Annotated in this window: 14 protein-coding genes; 8 read left to right on the forward strand and 6 right to left on the reverse strand. The window is 59.1% G+C overall.

What is annotated here, in order from left to right; translation table 11 throughout:
• The first annotated feature begins 4 nt into the window (after positions 1-4).
• From LSG25_RS00880 to LSG25_RS00915, 8 genes are all read left to right on the forward strand, one after another.
• Positions 5-1,732: an intermembrane transport protein PqiB gene (locus tag LSG25_RS00880; protein ID WP_232742856.1), complete on the forward strand. Its 1,728-nt coding sequence runs from the start codon at positions 5-7 to the stop codon at positions 1,730-1,732.
• A 16-nt stretch (positions 1,733-1,748) separates the two neighbouring features.
• Positions 1,749-2,381: a membrane integrity-associated transporter subunit PqiC gene (locus tag LSG25_RS00885; protein WP_232742857.1), complete on the forward strand. Its 633-nt coding sequence runs from the start codon at positions 1,749-1,751 to the stop codon at positions 2,379-2,381.
• Positions 2,382-2,536: 155 nt separating this feature from the next.
• A complete protein-coding gene (putA, locus tag LSG25_RS00890; RefSeq protein WP_232742858.1) occupies positions 2,537-6,352 on the forward strand; it encodes a trifunctional transcriptional regulator/proline dehydrogenase/L-glutamate gamma-semialdehyde dehydrogenase in 3,816 nt (1,271 codons plus the stop codon).
• A 245-nt stretch (positions 6,353-6,597) separates the two neighbouring features.
• Positions 6,598-7,758: a branched-chain amino acid ABC transporter substrate-binding protein gene (locus LSG25_RS00895; RefSeq protein WP_370635929.1), complete on the forward strand. Its 1,161-nt coding sequence runs from the start codon at positions 6,598-6,600 to the stop codon at positions 7,756-7,758.
• A 116-nt stretch (positions 7,759-7,874) separates the two neighbouring features.
• A complete protein-coding gene (locus tag LSG25_RS00900) occupies positions 7,875-8,807 on the forward strand; it encodes a branched-chain amino acid ABC transporter permease (RefSeq protein ID WP_232742859.1) in 933 nt (310 codons plus the stop codon).
• A complete protein-coding gene (locus tag LSG25_RS00905; protein WP_232744509.1) occupies positions 8,807-9,898 on the forward strand; it encodes an ABC transporter ATP-binding protein in 1,092 nt (363 codons plus the stop codon). The genes LSG25_RS00900 and LSG25_RS00905 overlap by 1 nt, the downstream gene beginning before the upstream one ends.
• The gene (locus tag LSG25_RS00910) at positions 9,895-10,755 is read left to right on the forward strand and encodes an ABC transporter ATP-binding protein (RefSeq protein ID WP_370635930.1); all 861 of its coding nucleotides are present in this window, start codon (positions 9,895-9,897) and stop codon (positions 10,753-10,755) included. Before LSG25_RS00905 ends, LSG25_RS00910 begins: the two co-directional genes overlap by 4 nt.
• Positions 10,752-11,486 (forward strand): ABC transporter ATP-binding protein, encoded by a 735-nt coding sequence (locus LSG25_RS00915; protein ID WP_232742860.1) that lies wholly within the window; start codon positions 10,752-10,754, stop codon positions 11,484-11,486. The genes LSG25_RS00910 and LSG25_RS00915 overlap by 4 nt, the downstream gene beginning before the upstream one ends.
• A gap of 840 nt (positions 11,487-12,326) precedes the next feature.
• Here LSG25_RS00915 and dut read toward each other — a convergent pair.
• From dut to LSG25_RS00945, 6 genes are all read right to left on the reverse strand, one after another.
• Positions 12,327-12,776 carry a dUTP diphosphatase gene (gene dut / locus LSG25_RS00920; RefSeq protein ID WP_232742861.1) on the reverse strand — a complete coding sequence of 150 codons (450 nt, stop codon included), beginning with the start codon at positions 12,774-12,776 and terminating at the stop codon, positions 12,327-12,329.
• Between the two features lie 207 nt (positions 12,777-12,983).
• Positions 12,984-13,418, reverse strand: a complete 435-nt coding sequence (locus LSG25_RS00925) for a hypothetical protein (RefSeq protein ID WP_232742862.1) — start codon at positions 13,416-13,418, stop codon at positions 12,984-12,986.
• 10 nt (positions 13,419-13,428) lie between these two features.
• Positions 13,429-14,661, reverse strand: coding sequence for a bifunctional phosphopantothenoylcysteine decarboxylase/phosphopantothenate--cysteine ligase CoaBC (gene coaBC, locus LSG25_RS00930; protein ID WP_232744511.1), 1,233 nt, complete (start codon positions 14,659-14,661; stop codon positions 13,429-13,431).
• A 111-nt stretch (positions 14,662-14,772) separates the two neighbouring features.
• Positions 14,773-15,300, reverse strand: coding sequence for a signal peptidase II (gene lspA / locus LSG25_RS00935; protein ID WP_232742863.1), 528 nt, complete (start codon positions 15,298-15,300; stop codon positions 14,773-14,775).
• Positions 15,293-18,130, reverse strand: a complete 2,838-nt coding sequence (gene ileS / locus LSG25_RS00940; RefSeq protein WP_232742864.1) for an isoleucine--tRNA ligase — start codon at positions 18,128-18,130, stop codon at positions 15,293-15,295. The genes lspA and ileS overlap by 8 nt, the downstream gene beginning before the upstream one ends.
• Positions 18,120-19,085, reverse strand: a complete 966-nt coding sequence (locus tag LSG25_RS00945; protein ID WP_232742865.1) for a bifunctional riboflavin kinase/FAD synthetase — start codon at positions 19,083-19,085, stop codon at positions 18,120-18,122. Before LSG25_RS00945 ends, ileS begins: the two co-directional genes overlap by 11 nt.
• Between the last annotated feature and the right edge of the window lie 20 nt (positions 19,086-19,105).

Below are 19,105 nucleotides of genomic sequence, written 5' to 3' on the forward strand. Positions count from 1 at the left end.
AGGCATGACCGAACCGCAGATTCCGCCTGACCCCAATCCTCCCTCCGACGCCGCCGGTTCACCTGAGTCAAGCTCCGCCGGCCCTGATGATCAGGCGGCACTCGCCGCGCAAGGCCAGAAACCGGCGCAACCACGCGTTACGCCCAAACGCCAGGCAAAAATCTCCTGGATATGGCTGATTCCTCTCCTGGCGGCAGCAATAGGCTTGTCCCTGGTCGTCAAAGCCTGGTTGCATACCGGGCCGTCCGTCACGATCAGTTTTGAATCGGCCGAGGGGCTGGAAGTCGGGCAGACCAAGGTACGTTACAGAGATGTGGTCGTCGGTATGGTCACCGGCATCGATGTGTCGGCGGATCGGCATAAAGTGCTGGTGCATATCGATCTGAACCGCGATGGGTCCGAGTACATCACGCAGAAAGGCACGCGTTTCTGGGTGGTGCGGCCCAGGCTCGGCATCAGCGGCGTATCGGGGTTGGGTACTTTGCTGTCCGGTGCGTATATTGCGGTGGATACGACCCAATCCAAGGACGGCCAGAGCGCGGCCCAGTATGAATTTGTCGGGCTGGAAAAGCCGCCTGAAATTACCAGCGACCGGCCGGGCACCCGATTTACGCTCACAGCGCCGGATCTGGGCTCCCTGGAAATAGGCTCGCCTATTTATTACCGGCGCATACAGGTAGGGCGGGTCATAGGTTACGACCTGGATCCGAGTGGCCGCTCGGTCGATATCCAGGTGTTCATCGATGCGCCCAACGACAAATTCGTTACTTCCGATACCCGTTTCTGGAATGCCAGTGGTATTAATGTGTCGCTCAACGCAGACGGTTTCGTCGTACAGACGGGTTCCCTGGCGTCCGTGGTGGCGGGAGGCATTTCGTTCAGATCTGTCGATGAAAAAAATACCAAACCGGCCCCCGCAGGCGCGATTTTCGCGCTAACGGCCACCGAGGGCGAAGCCATGGCTGAACCCGATGGGCCGCCATTTCGCATAGATCTGGTATTCAATCAATCTGTGCGTGGCTTGAAAGTGGGCGCGCCAGTCGATTTTCATGGCATGGAGCTGGGCAAGGTCATCGACATTGACCTTGAATACGATCCGAAGATCGAACAATTTGTGGTGTTGGTAAAAACCAGTGTGTATCCTTCGCGCTTTGGCGAGGCTTATCAGCAGCTTTTCGCCCACAGCAAAGAGAAAGGCTATGAAGGCCAGTCTTTACTGGGGCCTCTGGTCGCCAAAGGCCTGCGGGCGCAAATAAGGTCGGCTAATTTGTTGACCGGACAGCAGTACATTGCGCTGGATTTTTTCCCGGATGCGGCGCCGGTTGATTTCGACAGCAAGGCCACGCCCGTAAGACTACCCACTATCGCAGGGAATTTCGATCGCTTGCAGCAGCAGATAAGCAGTATCGTCACCAAGCTGGATGCCGTGCCGTTTGACGGGATAGGCCGGGATTTACGAGATAGCCTCAAGTCCCTGACCAGGCTGATCAACCGCCTTCAGTCGGAGGTCGCGCCTCAGGCCACGGCCACGCTCAAGGCGGCGCAGCATTCGCTGGGAAGGGTCAATAATCTGCTGGCCGAAGATTCTCCATTGAATGGCAATATGGAGCAAACCTTGCGCGAGCTGAGCAAGGCCGCGAAGTCCTTGCGCGATCTGGCCGATTATCTGCAGACGCATCCGAGCGCTTTGTTGCGGGGACGTCCCGCCGATGTGCTCCCGTCGGGCCACTAGAACAAGGAAAATTGTGATGAATCTGTTTAGACCGGGTTTTGCGCTGAGTTTGCTGTTGCTGATGGGCGGCTGCGCCACACCTGCGAGCCGTTACTACACCTTGCTGCCCGAGGCCAGGCAGGCGCCAGCCGCACGCTCCAATTCAGCCCCGGCTTCGTATGCAATCAGTGTGCAGCCCGTGTCGGTGCCCGCGCAGGTGGATCGGCCTCAGATTGTCCTGGGCAGCAAAGGTAGCGCCGAGGTCACCCCCCTGAACAATTCTTTATGGGCGGCTCCGCTGAGCGATGAAATCCGCAATGCCCTGGCCAACGATCTATCGCAACGGCTTGGGGTGATCGATATACCCGCGCGCACGGTACCCAAGACGCTCGCTCTCTGGAAAATCGATTTTTCCGTGCAGCGGTTCGATTCGATCTACCAGCAAGGTGTGGTGCTGGACGCGACCTGGCGTTTGACGCCTGTGAATCAGCGCAAGCGGACGCCCATGATCTGCAAGGCGGAGGTCCGTCTGCCGGCCAGCAATGGGATCCCCGGGCTGATTCAGGCTCACCAGGCCGCCTTGCATCAATTGGCCGCGGTGATCGCAGCGCAAATCGCCGGTCAAACCGTGCCTGCTGATACGGCCTTGCGCATGAAGGGTTGTACTTGATTACGGTTTTTCGAGTATAGGGTTAACCTTAATATTCCAATGGTTGCAACCCGTTTAGTATTCCGGCCTATCGCTTGAAGTTTCCGTCCACGGCGGCGCTTTCCGAATCTTCGAGCAGACGATATATCCGGCAACAGCACAACGGGACTACGTTGATGGCAACCACCACATTAGGCGTCAAGGTTGACGAGGCGCTGCGCGAGCGGCTTAAAAATGCGGCCCAGAAACTGGGGCGTACGCCGCACTGGCTGCACAAGCAGGCCATTCTTTCCTATGTCGATGCCATTGAACGAGGCCATATGCCGGCCGAGCTCGCTTATCTGAACGGGGTAGATACGGATGGGGGAGGCGAGCCTGTGCCCGGGCCGGAGGCATTGCCGCCTTTTTACGAATTTGCGCAAGATGTGCAGCCACAGTCGGTGCTGCGCGCGGCCATTACCTCGGCGTACCGGCGGCCCGAGACCGAATGTGTGCCCATGCTGGTGGATCAGGCTCGCTCGGCCCACACAAAAGATGTCCACTCGCTGGCCGGTCGCCTGGTGCAGTCCTTGCGCAGTAAACGCAGGGGGGGAGGGGTTGAAGGGCTGATCCAGGAGTTTTCGCTGTCCAGCCAGGAAGGCGTGGCGCTCATGTGCCTGGCCGAAGCCTTGTTGCGCATCCCGGATCGGGCGACGCGCGATGCGCTTATCCGCGACAAAATCAGCCACGGCGACTGGAAATCGCATATGGGCGAGTCGCCGTCACTGTTCGTCAATGCGGCAACCTGGGGCCTGATGCTGACCGGCAAGCTGGTCAGTGTCAACAGCGAGCAGTCTCTGTCCAGGGCTCTGACGCGTCTGATAGGCAAGGGAGGCGAACCGCTGATACGCAAGGGCGTCAATACGGCCATGCGCATGATGGGCGAGCAGTTCGTGGCCGGGCAAACCATTTCCGCGGCGCTGGCCAACAGCCGCAAGCTCGAGGTCAAGGGGTTTCGTTATTCCTACGATATGCTGGGCGAGGCGGCCACCACGGCCAACGACGCGAGCCGCTACTACACTTCCTATGAACAGGCCATCCATGCCATAGGCAAGGCGTCGCAAAGTCGCGGCATCTATGAGGGTCCGGGTATTTCCATCAAGTTGTCGGCCTTGCATCCACGCTATTCGCGATCGCAGCGCGAGCGCATCATGACCGAGCTCCTGCCCCGCGTGACGGCGCTGGCCCGGCTGGCCCGCAGCTACGACATCGGCCTGAATATCGATGCCGAAGAGGCGGATCGCCTGGAGATCTCGCTGGACCTGCTCGAGGCTCTGTGTTTCGACCCTGAATTGGCCGGCTGGAATGGTATAGGTTTTGTGGTCCAGGCCTATCAAAAGCGCGCGCCCTTTGTGATCGATTACATCATCGACCTGGCCAAGCGCAGCTCGCATCGCGTGATGGTCCGCCTGGTCAAAGGGGCCTACTGGGATTCCGAAATCAAGCGGGCGCAAGTCGATGGCCTGGAAGGCTATCCGGTATACACGCGGAAAATCTACACCGATGTTTCTTATCTGGCGTGCGCCCGCAAGCTCCTGGCAGATCCCCAGGCGGTATATCCGCAATTTGCCACCCATAACGCGCATACCATGGCGGCCATCTATTATCTCGCCGGCCAAAACTATTATCCGGGGCAGTACGAATTTCAGTGCCTGCATGGTATGGGCGAGGCCTTGTATGACGAAGTCACGGGGCCGATTGCCGAGGGGAAGCTGAATCGCCCCTGCCGCATTTATGCGCCTGTCGGTACGCACGAAACCTTGCTGGCGTATCTGGTGCGCCGCTTGCTTGAAAATGGGGCCAATACCTCTTTTGTCAACCAGATCGGCGACGACGAAATTCCTGTCGATACCCTGATAGGCGATCCGGCCGAGGCGGCCATGCGGATCCGGCCCCTGGGCGCGCCCCACGACAAGATTCCCCTGCCGCGCGATCTGTATCGCCTGTCCGATGGCCGCCTGAATTCGGCCGGGCTGGATTTGAGCAACGAACAGCGCCTGGGGTCCTTGTCGGCGGCCTTGCTGGGTAGCGCGGCAAACGATTGGCGTGCCGTGCCCTTGGTTGGCGAGCGGGGCTTCGAATGGGATGAGGCGCGCGCCCAGGCCGTGCACAATCCAGGAAATTATCGCGACATCGTTGGCCATGTCATCGAATCGAGCCAGTCGGAGGTGCAGGCCGCTCTTTCCGAAGCCATGCATGTGGCGCCGATCTGGCAAGCGACTCCGGTGGAGGCAAGGGCGCAATGCCTGGTCCGTGCGGCTCAGTTGCTGGAAGACGAAATGCAGCCCCTGCTGGGCCTCATCGTGCGAGAAGCGGGAAAGTCCCTGCCCAATGCCATCGCCGAAGTGCGCGAGGCGGTAGACTTTCTGCGCTACTACGCCGCCCAGATCACGCAATTGTTTTCCAACGACACGCACCGCCCCTTGGGGCCGGTGCTGTGCATCAGCCCCTGGAATTTTCCGTTGGCGATCTTTACCGGGCAAGTCGCGGCCGCCCTGGCCGCGGGTAATCCGGTATTGGCCAAGCCCGCCGAACAAACCAGCCTTATCGCGGCCCAGGCGGTTGCCATCCTGCGCCGCGCCGGAGTCCCTGCCGCGGCGATACAACTCCTTCCGGGCCGCGGCGAAACCGTGGGAGCGGCCCTGGTGGAAAGTCCCTTGGTTCGCGGAGTTATGTTTACCGGGTCCACGGAAGTGGCCCAGCTGATTTCAAGAATGCTTGCACGCCGGCTCGACGACGCGGGGCATCCGATCCCCCTTATCGCCGAAACCGGTGGCCAGAATGCGATGGTGGTCGATTCGTCGGCCTTGGCCGAACAGGTGGTTTTCGACGTGCTTGCCTCCGCTTTCGATTCGGCCGGGCAGCGTTGTTCTGCCTTGAGAGTCTTGTGCGTGCAGGAAGACTGTGCCGATCATGTACTGACCATGCTGCGCGGCGCAATGCAAGAACTGCGGGTAGGAAATACCGATACGCTTGCAAGCGATGTCGGGCCGGTCATCGATGCACAGGCCCAGGCCGCGATTGAAACGCACATCCAGGCCATGCGCGAAGCGGGGCACCGCATTGATCAGCTCGGCCTCGGCCCGGAATGCCGGCAGGGCTCCTTTGTGCCTCCGACTCTGATCGAAATCAATGATGTGGCGGCGCTGAAGAAGGAAGTCTTTGGCCCCGTATTGCATATAGTCCGTTACGCGCGCGTCGATCTCGATGCCCTGATCGATAGCATCAATGCCACGGGGTATGGACTTACTTTCGGGGTGCATACCCGCATCGACGAAACCGTTGCGCGAGTCTCCGAACGGATACGGGCGGGTAATCTCTACGTCAACCGCAATATTGTGGGAGCCGTGGTGGGGGTCCAGCCTTTCGGCGGCGAGTGCCTGTCGGGCACCGGGCCCAAGGCGGGAGGGCCGCTTTATCTGTGGCGTCTGCTTGCGCAGCGGCCGTCGGGGCTGCCGGCCGGCTGCGAGATGCGCGCCGCGCACGACCCGTCTTTGGTATTGCAGGGGCCAACCGGAGAAAGCAATCTATATCGTCTGAAGCCGTGTGGGCGGGTGTTATGTATTGCCGCTACGGAGCTGGGTGCGCAAACCCAGTCGGCAGCCTGTTTCGCCACCGGGAATATGGCAAGCCTGCTCGATAACCAGGCAAGCAGGGCTTTTTTCTCGGGCCTGGATGCCGAAGGGAAAAAGCGGATCCGCCTGGTTTCCGAAAATGAAATCGAACAAGGCGATTACCAAAGTGTTTTATTCGAAGGCGATAGCGATACGCTGCGCGAGATCAATCAGCGTGTTGCCGCGCGCGGCGGGCCTATCATCTCGGTCCAGGGCTTGAGTTCCGATGAAATTATGGCGGGGCGCGAGTATGTACCGGATCGCCTGGTGCGCGAGGTTTCCATGTGCATCAATACGGCGGCCGCGGGCGGCAATGCCAGCTTGATGATGGTGGGTTAGGTGCAAATCGGCTTTTAAGGGTTACAACCAATTAAAAAAAGGTTGTACTTTTGTTTAAATGCGGGGTGCAACTGATTGCCGGAAATCTTAAGCGCGTATTGATTTGATTTCCGGGTCGTATCGCTTGTTGCGGTTGTAGTGGTGCAATTTGTACATGGTTTTCAGGGCTTATTCGGTTTGGGCCATGCTTTTGGTGGCCGGCATCCACGAGATGATCCGGCTTCACACATATATTGGAGAGTGACATGCAGTCCAGCAGGAAATTTAAACTTTTGGCCGCCACTGCTGCGGTGATGACCGGTTTTGCATTCGGGCCGGCGCATGCCGCCGATACCGAAGTGGTCAAATTGGGTTTTGCCGCGCCGTTGACCGGCCCTCAGTCGCATTATGGCGAGGATATGGAAAATGGCCTGACGCTGGCCCTGGAAGAGGCCAACAAGCAGGGCATCAAGCTTGATGGAAAAACAGCCCAATTCGAATTGGTGAAGCGTGACGATCAGGCCGATCCACGCACCGCGGTGCAGGTCGCTCAGCAAATCGTCGACGAGGGTGTACAAGGCATATTGGGCCATTTCAACTCGGGTACCACCATTCCCGCATCCAGCGTCTATCACGACGCGGGCCTGCCTCAGATCGCCATGGCCACATCGCCCGAATATACGGCGCAGGGCTACAACACGACCTTCCGCATGATGACCAGCGATACCCAGCAGGGCGCAGCCGATGGCGAGTACATTGTCAAGGATCTCGGAGCCAAAACGGTTGCATTGATCGACGATCGCACCGCTTATGGCCAGGGATTGGCCGATCAGGTTGCCAAGGCGGTCGAGGCTGCGGGCGGCAAGGTAATTGCTCGCGAATACACGACCGACAAGGCGAATGATTTCACTTCCATCCTGACCAATCTCAAGGCGAAAAAGCCGGCTGCCATTTTCTTTGGCGGCCTTGATGCCCAGTCCGGCCCCATGCGCCGTCAAATGATGACTCTGGGACTTACCGCGCCTTTGGTATCGGGCGAAATGACGCGTAGCGATACCTTCTTGAAGTTGGCCGGCGATGCGGCCAATGGCACTTTTGCATCCCTGGCCGGCGTGCCTTTGAAGAATATGGCCAAGGGTGAAAAATTCGAAGCCGATTACAAGGCCCGATTCAAGAAAGACCCTGGCGTTTACGCTCCTTACGCCTATGACGGCGCCTGGAACATGATTACCGCCATGAAAGAAGCCGGTTCGGCAAAACCCGCCGCTTATTTGCCCAAGCTGGCCGGCCTGAAACGCAGCGGCGCCACCAGCGATCATATTTCCTATGACAAGAAGGGTGATCTGAAAGAAATTTCAGTCACCATCTATGAAGTCAAGAATGGCAAGTGGGAAATGGTCAAGACCATGGTTAGCCAGGCCAAGTAATTCTTGCTCCGTCTGTGCTGCGCAGCTCGCCGACGGCGACTGCGCAGCCGCATGAATTCTTTCAATTTCAATCGAGCAAGGCTGGCCTGGCCGGTCTTGCGTGCAGGTCATAGAGCATGGATATTCTTCTCCAGCAGCTAATCAACGGGGTGACCGTGGGCAGTGTGTATGCCCTGGTGGCGCTTGGCTACACCATGGTTTACGGGATTATCGGGCTGATCAATTTTGCTCATGGCGATGTGGTCATGGTGGGGGCGATGGTAGCCACCACGGTGGTAACCGCCCTGGTCGGCGCCGATCCGGGCGGCATGTCGCCATGGCTTGTCATTGCCGTCTCGCTGGCTGCGGCCATTCCGGTGTGCGCCGCGCTGGGCTGGCTCGCTGAACGCTTCGCCTATCGGCCCTTGCGCCGCGCGCCGCGTCTGGCTCCGCTTATTTCGGCGATTGGGGTATCCATCATTATCCAGACGCTGGCCATGATGGTCTGGGGCCGCAACTACCTAAGCTTCCCGCATATCATCAAGCCCACGATCTATCAGATTGGCGGGGCTCGCATCAGTTTTCTGCAAGTGGCCATTATTTTGTCGGCGATCGCCATCATGGCGGGCCTGTTGCTGGTGGTGCACCGTACGCGGCTGGGTACGGCCATGCGAGCCACTGCGCAAAACCGCGAGGTGGCCGGCCTGATGGGCGTGAATATCAATACGGTCATCGCGGCGGCCTTTATCATAGGCTCGGTGCTGGCCGCTGTTGCCGGCGTGATGGTGACTACCTATTACGGCGTGGCGCAGTACACCATGGGATTTCTGCTGGGGCTGAAAGCCTTTACGGCCGCGGTGCTGGGCGGAATCGGCAATCTGGGGGGCGCCATGCTGGGCGGCCTGCTTCTGGGAATAATCGAATCGCTCGGGGCTGGCTATATCGGCGACCTGACGCACGGTGTTTTCGGCAGCAATTATCAGGATGTATTCGCCTTTATCGTTTTGATCCTGGCCCTGGTCTTTCGCCCATCGGGCCTGCTCGGTGAGCGGGTTGGAGACCGCGCATGATGAATTCTTTTTCCTCCAGCTCCCAGCAGGGCACGAGGCCCAAAGTCTGGTTTGGTATCGCGCTCTTTGCCGCTGCTCTGGCCGTGCTGCCTTTTGTGCTGGGCATGGCCGGGCAAAGCTGGGTGCGCACGATCGATTTCGCGCTGCTGTATGTCATGCTGGCGCTGGGCCTGAATATTGTGGTGGGTTTTGCCGGCCTGCTCGATCTGGGCTACATCGCGTTTTATGCCGTTGGCGCTTACGTCTGGGCGCTGCTGGCGTCGCCGCATTTCAATCTGCACTACCCCTTCTGGATGATCCTGCCCGCCGCCGTTTGCCTGGCGGGGTTCTTTGGGGTGATTCTGGGCGCGCCCACATTGAAGCTGCGTGGCGATTATCTGGCCATCGTGACACTGGGCTTTGGCGAGATTATCCGCATCTTCATCAACAACCTGGATGCGCCCATCAATATCACCAACGGGCCCCAGGGGATCAACCGCGTCGATTCCTTTTCCGTGGGGGGAATGGCGTTTGGGCGCACCCAGACGCTGCTGGGGTTTCGCATCACGGGCCCCGAAAAATATTATTACCTCCTGCTCTTGCTGGTGATCATCATTGTGATCATATGCGTGCGCTTGCAGAATTCGCGCATTGGCCGCGCCTGGCAGGCCATACGCGAAGACGAAATAGCCGCCAAGGCCATGGGCATCAACACGCGCAATATTAAATTGCTGGCTTTCTCCATGGGCGCCACATTCGGCGGTGTGGCTGGTGCCATGTTCTCCTCCATGCAGGGCTTTGTCAGCCCGGAGAGCTTCAGCCTGACTGAATCGATATCCGTACTGTGCATGGTCGTGTTGGGCGGCATGGGCCACATTCCGGGAGTTATTCTCGGCGCTGTCCTGCTGTCGGTCTTTCCGGAATTTTTGCGTGAGGTCGTGGTGCCATTGCAGCAGCATATCTTTGGCTCGGTGGTGTTCGATCCGGACGGCATACGCATGCTGCTTTTTGGCTTGGCCCTGGTGTGCGTGATGATCTACAGGCCGGCCGGCTTGTGGCCCTCGGCCGTGCGGCGCCGCGAACTCAGCCACGACAAGGAGGGCCAGGCATGACGCAAGCGAGCATTAATCAGGATGCCCGATCCATGCCCGATCTGCTGCTGGTCGCCAGCAAGCTGAGCAAGCGCTTTGGCGGGCTGCAGGCCTTGTCGGACGTCAGTTTCTCCATTTGCAAGGGCGATATCTATGGCTTGATTGGCCCCAACGGGGCGGGCAAGACAACCTTGTTCAATGTGCTGACCAGCCTGTATGTGCCCGAATCGGGAACGTGCAATTTCATGGGTCATCGGCTTACGCGGCTAAAACCGCACGAGATCGCCATTGTCGGCATTGCCCGCACCTTCCAGAACATTCGCCTGTTCGGCAGTTTGAGCGCTATTGAAAATGTCATGATCGGGCGCCACATTCGTACTCGCGCCGGCGTCTGGGGTGCGATCACCCGCAACAAATCCACGCGCAGCGAAGAAGCGGCGGTTGAGCGGCGCGCGCAGGAACTGCTGGATTACGTGGGAATAGGCCATCGCGCGAACGATGTGGCCAGTTCACTGCCTTATGGCGACCAGCGCCGGCTTGAAATTGCACGGGCATTGGCTACGGACCCAATGCTGTTGGCGCTCGACGAGCCGGCGGCGGGTATGAATGCATCGGAAACCATCGTGCTGCGCCGATTGATCGAAAAAATTCGCGCCGACGGAGTCACAGTGCTGCTGATCGAACACGACATGAAACTGGTCATGGGCCTCTGCGACCGGGTGCTGGTGCTGGAGTACGGGAAGGTCCTGGCCGAAGGCAGGCCAGCCGAGGTCCAGCGCAATCCGAAGGTTATTGAAGCCTATTTGGGGGCCGGCTCGGCAGAAGCCGTGCCGCCAACTGTTCAAGGCGCGAGCGACGACAGGGAGGTTCGCCAATGAGTCAGGTGGAAAGGCTGCTGGAGCTGAACAAGCTTGAGGTGGCGTACGGAGGCATACGTGCCGTGCGATCCATCAGTTTGCATGTGGGCAAGGGCGAGCTCGTCAGTCTGATCGGTGCCAACGGGGCCGGTAAAAGTACAACGCTCAGGGCGATTTGCGGCCTGGTGCCGGTGGTGGGTGGCAGTATCAGTTACGACGGTCGGTCGATTGTCGGCGCGCCGTCGTTTACGCTGGTGCGCCAGGGACTGGTCATGGTGCCCGAAGGCCGGGGGATTTTCGGTCAACTGACCATCGAAGAAAATCTGGCCATGGGGGGATACAGCCGCAAGGATGTGAATGCCGTGCGGCAGGATACCGAGCGTGTGTTTGCCTTGTTCCCGCGCCTGGCGGAGCGCCGCAAGCAATCCGCGGGCACGCTTTCGGGCGGCGAGCAACAAATGCTGGCCATGGGGCGCGCGGTCATATCCCGGCCGCGCCTGTTGTTGCTGGATGAGCCTTCGATGGGGCTGGCGCCGCTGATGGTTGAAAAGATTTTCGAGGTCGTGCGTGCCATTGCTTCGGAGGGGGTCACCATTTTGCTGATCGAGCAAAACGCCAAGCTGGCTCTTGAAACCAGTCATCGCGGGTATGTGATGGAGTCGGGGCAGATCATCCTGGAGGGGCCTTCCGCTCAATTGCTCAACGATCCCAAAGTGCGCGCTGCTTATCTGGGGGAAGAAGAGCTTGTCTGATCGGGGCGAAGGTGCCTCACAAGGACGCCTCTTGTGCATATTTATGGCATTTTCGGTTTAAGTGTTTGAAGCATTCGATGTTTTGGTCGGTTTGGTATTTTAAGACGCCGTCTATCGGGGCTTGGGGTCAGGGCCGGCACGGCGTGCTTGATCCGGATCTACCTCGTCCAGGCGGGCGTCGGGCCAAACTCGCTACGCCGCTGGCGCGGCTACGCTCAAACATGGTCCGCCGAAAGCCCCCGCCTTCCCTACGGTAGCATCCGGCGCACGCCTTACGCCGGTCCTGACCCCAAGCCCCGATAGACGGCTCACGTTAGGGCATGCCTGGAATGAACGTGCCGGCCCCAGCGTATACCTCGATGCATGACCTCACCGTTTCTCTCAGTGCATGACCCTAATGCCTCTCTCTATGCATTGCCTCAACGCAAGCCGCAGGGTGGGCGGTGCTGTGTAGTCCGGCGGTAGTCCAGCGCCGGGTGCTGACGAAGGGAAGGCGGGGGCCTTCGGCGGGCGCTGTCTGAGCCCGGCCTCGCGAGGCCGGGCGAGTTCGCCCGACGCCCGCCTGGACGAGGCAGACCCGGGCAGTCGGCTAGCGCAGCTAGCCGACCGCTGGACGTGCCGGACTACACAGCACCGCCCACCCTGCGGCGTCTTTATAGAATTAACCGTCACCAACACCGCAACGCACAGCCCAAAGTCATCGCTCAAGCCAGTACAGCCTACCCAAGCCTAAAAGAAGCTCAAAACAAAAGTCACAGAAACACGTTCAGCGCCGTAAACACCTAAACCGAAAATGCACTAGCCTTCGTTGCTTCGAAGCGATCTTGTGGCCGCCACCGCTCAGGCGCGGCCGGTGCTGCCGAATCCGCCGGCGCCGCGCTCGCTGCCCTGGAAATCGTCGACGATATCGAATTCGACCTGCTGCACGGGCACGATCACGAGCTGCGCCAGACGCTCCATGGGCTGCAGCACGAATTCGCGCTGGCTCCGATTCCATGCCGAAATCATTAATGGCCCCTGGTAATCCGAATCGATCAATCCCACCAGATTGCCGAGCACGATTCCATGCTTGTGTCCGAGGCCGGAGCGTGGCAGGATCATGGCGGCATAGGCTGGGTCGGCGATATGTATGGATAAGCCGGTAGGTATCAGTTCGCTTGCGCCTGGCGCTATGGTAATTGGCGCATCCAGGCAGGCGCGCAGGTCAAGGCCGGCAGAGCCTCCGGTGGCATACGCCGGCAAACAATCGTTCATGCGGGGGTCTAGAATTTTCAATGCAATTTTTTTCAATTGATGACTCGGTTTGGCTGATATTCGGAGGGTGGTTCAGGTTCGGCGTTGATCGTTGCGAACAAAAAAAGCAGCCTCGATCTAGGGCTTCAACATTCGGGGTAATGATAATTTAAAGTGGCGATTCAAAAACAGGAGTTCAACTTGGGCTCCGGGTGGATCTGCCGATATTGCGGTATGCGCTCGATGGCGCGTAGCGTTGTCCAATCAGTAATCGACATGTTCCGGAAAGCTTTTGCCTGGGTCCTGAGGCTTGGTGCGGGGATTGCGCGCGGCGCGCCCCGCGCCAAGCAGCAGGCGCGCGGCAATGAGCATGAAGCCGACTGGAATCCAGTCGTCGATGCTGGCGGGAGAAGTTTGCATGATATGAATGCCTTGCCGCAAGGCGGCAAAAAGCAGCACATAGGCGCTTATGCTCAACAGTATTCCTATGCGACGCGGGGCCTTGAGTGTCGCGCCGGAATCGACCCTGGCGGCTGGCTTACCTGCGGCTTTTCCCGGCTGAGGCGATTTCCCGGCGCGGATGGAGTGGCCTGTTTGGACGGGTTCTTCAGTACCGGGCGTGTCTACGGGTTTGTGCTTGCCCAGGTTTTCGATGTATTTGGCGTAATCGCCATCGTGAGGACCCATATGTTGCGCCATGGCCAAGCCCCTACTGAGCCGCTTTGCGGGCCGTAACGGCCTTCAGGCCGTGGGGCAATCTAAGGGCAATGGCTTCGATCAATCGCCGTGCGGCTTCGATTTTAGGCAGCACGGGCAGGGCTGTCTGGCCCTGATCGTCGAACAGCACCAGTTCGGTGTCGTCGGCGTTCATGGCGTACTGCGCCAGGTTGCCTACCAGCAGGGGTATTTTTTTGCGCTGGCGTTTGGCTTCGGCATATTCATGCAAATTTTCGGTTTCGGCGGCGAAACCCACGCACCATGGGCCGTTGGCCAGTTGTGCCACCTCGGCCAGAATGTCGGGGTTGGGCGCAAACTCGATCTCGGGTGCGGTTGCCGTGCCGGTTTTTTTGATTTTGCTGTTACTGGCATTGCTTACGTACCAGTCGGCGACGGCGGCAACGGAAATGAACAGATCGGCTCTGCTTACCGAGTTCATGACCGCCGCGTACATGTCTCTGGCGCTTTCCACATTGATCCGGCTTACTCCGTAGGGAGAGGCCAGCACCGTCGGCCCCGAGATCAGGGTAACCTCGGCGCCGGCTTCGCGCGCCGCCTGGGCGATGGCATATCCTGTCTTGCCCGATGATCGATTGCTGATGACCCTGATCGGATCGATTTTTTCCGCGGTTGGGCCGGCGGTAATGACGACATGCCGCCCTGCCAGAATCTTGGGCTGGAAGAATGCAATCAGTTCGCTGAGAAGCTCGTCGGGTTCAAGCATGCGGCCGCTGCCGATCTCGCCGCAGGCCTGGTCGCCGACTCCCGGGCCCAGGATGGCGGCGCCGTCGTCCCGAAGTTGACGCACATTGCGCTGGGTGGCCGGATGCAGCCACATTTCGCGGTTCATTGCCGGAGCAACCAGCAGCGGGCACTCGCCCTTGGCCACGCAAAGCGTGGACAAGAGATCGTCGGCCAGGCCATGAGCCAGCTTGGCCATGAAATCGGTACTGGCTGGCGCAATCAGAATGGCGTCGGCCCCGCGAGTCAGGTTGATATGGGCCATGCTGTTGGGTATGCGGGCATCCCAGGCTTCGACGTACACCGGCCGTCCCGACAGGGCCTGCAGGGTCGTTGGCGTAATGAAGTGCGTGGCGGCTTCGGTCATGACGACATCGACAATGGCGCCCCGTTCGATCACGCGGCGTATCAGTTCGGCGGCCTTGTAGCAGGCAATGCCGCCGGTCAAACCTAAAACAATCCGTTTTTGTGCGAGGTCTTGTATCACAGAGGTGTGCTCGTAATAAGGTCCAGGGGTGTGCAGAGGCGTTGGTTAACGGTTGGTACAAGAGTTGATCATACCTCTACGCCGCGCTTCCTGGGATCACCCCCTTGCCTACGAAAGGCGACGACGCTCGCGCCGGAAACGCAGCAATTCGTCCAGTATGAGCAATATCGCGCCGCAGGTAATGGAGACATCGGCGATGTTGAATGCCGGAAAATACCAATTATTCCAGTAAAACAGCAGAAAATCGATTACGTGTCCGTGCTGGATACGATCAACGACATTGCCGACCGCGCCGGCCAGGATGGCCATGAGCGAGCAGCAAAACAGCCATTGGTTCGGATCGCGCCGCAGCAGATTGATGATCAGGGCCGCCGCGCCCAGCGCAATAGCTGTGAATAGCCAGCGTTGCCAACCGTGCCCTTCGGCCAGGAAGCTGAAAGCCGCACCGTTGTTATGCAGCAGGGTGAAGTCGAAGAAAGGCAGCAAATGCCAGCGTTCCGCATATTGCAGGTGTGTATTGAAGTATGTCTTGCTGAGTTGATCCAGGATCACAATCAGCAGGGCTCCAAGCAGCCAGCCCCAGAAACGTCGCGCGTTTTTCGGGCGGGCCGGGGCTGAGGAACCGGGCTTAGGCATGATGACGCGACTCGCCTTTGCCGAACAGGTTGTCGACGCAGCGGCCGCATATTTCCGGATGCTCGGGATCGCTGCCCACATCGGCCCTGTGATGCCAGCAACGTTCGCATTTCTTGTTGGACGTCGCGTTGACTTCAATGCGCAGGCCGCCTTCGCTCTGATGCAGTGTGGCGCGCGACACGATATAGACAAAACGCAAATCGTCTTCCAGCGTGGCAAGCAATTGATAGTCGTCGCCGCTGGCGTATACATCGAGTTCGGCCGCCAGCGACGAGCCTATATCGCCCGTGCCGCGTACATCTTCGATTTTACGCATGACATCGGCCCGTATTTCGCGCAGCCGGCACCATTTTTCGATCAGCACGTGCGCGTCGACCTGGTTGGGCAGCGCGTGAAAGAGTTCGGTAAAAATAGTGGCGACTTCGCGGCCGGCATGCAGGTCTTTCCAGGCTTCCTCGGCGGTGAAGGAAAGTATTGGGGCGAGCAACTTGAGCAGCGCGTGCGTGATGTGGTGAAGCGCGGTTTGCGCCGAGCGCCGCGCCGCGCTGTTCTGAGCGGCGGTGTACAGGCGGTCTTTGAGCACATCGAGGTAGAAAGCGCCGAGATCTTCCGAGCAGAAAATTTGCAGTCGCGAAACCGCGGGATGAAACTCGTAGCGCTCGAAATTGGCGAGTACCTCGGCCTGCATCTGTGATGTCATGGCCAGGGCATAACGATCGATTTCGAACATTTTCTCAAGCGGCAGCGCATCGGCGCCGGCGTTGAAATCGTGGATATTGCCCAGCAGGAATTTCAAGGTATTGCGGATGCGGCGATAACCTTCCACAACCCGTTTGAGGATTTCGTCGGAAATGGACAGTTCGCCGGAGTAGTCTGTCGTCGCTGTCCACATGCGCAAGATTTCAGCGCCCAGAGAGTCGGATATTTTTTGCGGCGCAATGACATTGCCGACCGACTTGCTCATTTTGCGGCCCTGGCCGTCGACCACAAAGCCGTGCGTCAGCAAGGCCTTGTAAGGCGGTTCGCCGTACAGCATGCAACTGGTCAGCAGTGAAGAATGGAACCATCCGCGGTGCTGATCCGAGCCTTCGAGATACAGGTCGGCGGGCCATTTGAGTGCATCGGCATGCGAGCCTTTGATGCCGTGGTCCCGGCCACCGAGTACAGTCGCATGGGTGCTGCCGGAGTCGAACCAGACATCGAGGGTGTCATGATTCTTGACATACTGGTCGGCTTCGTCGCCGAGCAGATCCCTGGGGTCGAGCGACTGCCATGCTTCTATGCCCTGCTTTTCGACGCGCAGGGCGACTTGTTCCAGGAACTCCACGGTACGCGGGTGCAGTTCGCCGGTTTCCTTGTGCACGAAAAAGGCCATGGGCACGCCCCATTGGCGCTGGCGCGACAAGGTCCAGTCGGGCCGGTTGGCGATCATGGCATGCAGACGGGCGCGTCCCCAGGCTGGGAAGAATTCGGTTTTATCGATCCCTGCCAAGGCTGTTTCGCGCAATGGCTTGCCGGTATTTGGCTGGCGATCCATGCTGGCAAACCACTGGCTGGTGGCGCGGTAAATGATCGGCGTCTTGTGGCGCCAGCAGTGCATATAGCTGTGTTTGTGCTGTTCTACCTTGAGCAGGCTGCCTGTCGATTCCAGCGCTTCGACAATTTTTGGGTTGGCTTTCCAGATCATCAGGCCGCCGAAAAGGGGCAGGCTTTCAACATAGTGGCCATCGCCCAGGACCGGGTTGACGATCTGTTCATCGGTCAAACCATGGGCTTTGCAGGACAGGAAGTCTTCAATGCCGTAGGCGGGAGAGGAGTGCACAACGCCGGTGCCGGCGTCGAGTGTTACGTAATCGCCCAGATAGACCGGCGACATGCGCTGATAGCCGGGATCCAGGTCGTATAAGGGGTGCTTGAATTCCAGGTTGGCCAGGGCCGAGCCTTTGGCCGTGGCCAGAATCGTTCCGCTCAGCTCCCATTGCTTCAGACAGGCATCGACCAGATCCGCCGCTATCAGTAAAACGGGACCAGTGGCGCGCGGTTGATCGAGCCTGACCAGTGCGTAGTCGATGTCGGGGTGTACATTCAAGGCCTGGTTGGCAGGCAGCGTCCAGGGGGTGGTGGTCCAGATGACGACAGCTCCGTCGTCGACGCTGGGCAGGCCGAAGGCATGGGCCAGCTTGGCCTTGTCGCTGAATTTGAACGCCACATGCACGGCGGGGTCTTTGCGGTCGGCGTATTCGACCTCGGCTTCGGCCAGCGCCGAGCCGCAGTCGAAACACCAGTTCACCGGCTTGAGACCGCGATAAATATAGCCTTTGTCGAGCACGCGCGCCAGAACGCGCAATTCGTCGGCTTCGTTGCTGAAATTCATGGTCAGATAGGGATTTTCCCAATCGCCAAGAACGCCCAGGCGCTTGAAATCCTTGCGCTGGCGGTCGATCTGCTCGAGCGCGTAAGCGCGCGCTTTGGCCTGCACCTCGGCAACCGGCAGGTTCTTGCCGTATTTCTTCTCGATCTGGATTTCGATCGGCATGCCGTGGCAATCCCAGCCCGGCACATAGGGTGCGTCGAAGCCCGCCATCGAGCGGCTTTTGACGATAATGTCTTTCAGGACCTTGTTGACGGCGTGGCCGATATGGATGTCGCCATTGGCGTAGGGGGGGCCGTCGTGCAACACGAATTTGGGGCGGCCTTTGCTGGCCTCGCGTATCGCCGCATAGACTTTTTTTTCTTCCCATTCGGCAATCCATCCCGGCTCGCGCTTGGCGAGATCGCCCCGCATGGGGAATGGGGTTTCGGGCAAATTGAGCGTGTTTCTATAGTCCATGGAAGGCGAAATAATTACGAGCGCTTTGCGCATCGTTGTCGATGGCGGCGATCATAGTGGGTAGGTCGGGAAATTTTTCTTCGTCCCGCAAGTATTTGAGGAACTCGATCCGTATGAGTTTACCGTATGCGTCGACCCGGCAGTCGAGCATGTGCACTTCGAGGGTTACAACGCCGCTGTTGCTGACGGTAGGCCGCACGCCCAGGCTGGCTACGCCGTTGATGGCCTGTCCGGCCAGGCCATGCACGCGCACCACATAAACGCCGGAACGCGCGGCACACAGGGGCGGGACGCGAAGATTCAGGGTTGGGTAGCCTATGGTGCGCCCGAGTTTCTGCCCATGCACTACATGGCCGCTTATGTGGTAAGTGTGGCCCAGCAGGTGTTCGGCGCGTTCCAGGTCGCCCACGGCCAGCGCGGTGCGCACTTCGGAGCTTGAAATCCGGTGCCCATGCTCATCGGCTACGTCGGCAATGGTTTCGACGTCAAAATTGTGCCGCTTTCCCATTCGCCGTAATAGATCGATATCGCCGCTGCGCTTGTGGCCGTAGCGGAAGTCTTCGCCGACCAACAGCCAGCGGGCATTCAAGCCGCGCACCAACAGCTGTTCTATGAAGGTTTCAGCCGACATGTCGGCCAGTTGCCGGTTGAAGCGTTCGAGTACGATCTGTTCTATGCCGTGATGCGCCAGGGACCAGATTTTGTCGCGCAGGCTGCTGATTTGCGTGGGGACGAGTTCGGGGCGCTGCCCGCGCGAAGCGAAATAGGCGCGGGGATGCGGTTCGAAGGTCATGACCGTCGGCGCCCAGCCACGTTCGGCAGCCAGTGCGCCGACACGGGCGAGGATGGCCTGATGGCCGCGATGCACACCGTCGAAATTGCCTATCGTTACCGCGCTGGGGCAGCGGGAATCGAAGCGGGGCAGGGAACGATAAATTCTTTGAGTGGTTTTCACATCCGAGAGTTTACAATTTT

This window comes from Paralcaligenes sp. KSB-10 (genome assembly GCF_021266465.1).
Lineage (GTDB): Bacteria > Pseudomonadota > Gammaproteobacteria > Burkholderiales > Burkholderiaceae_B.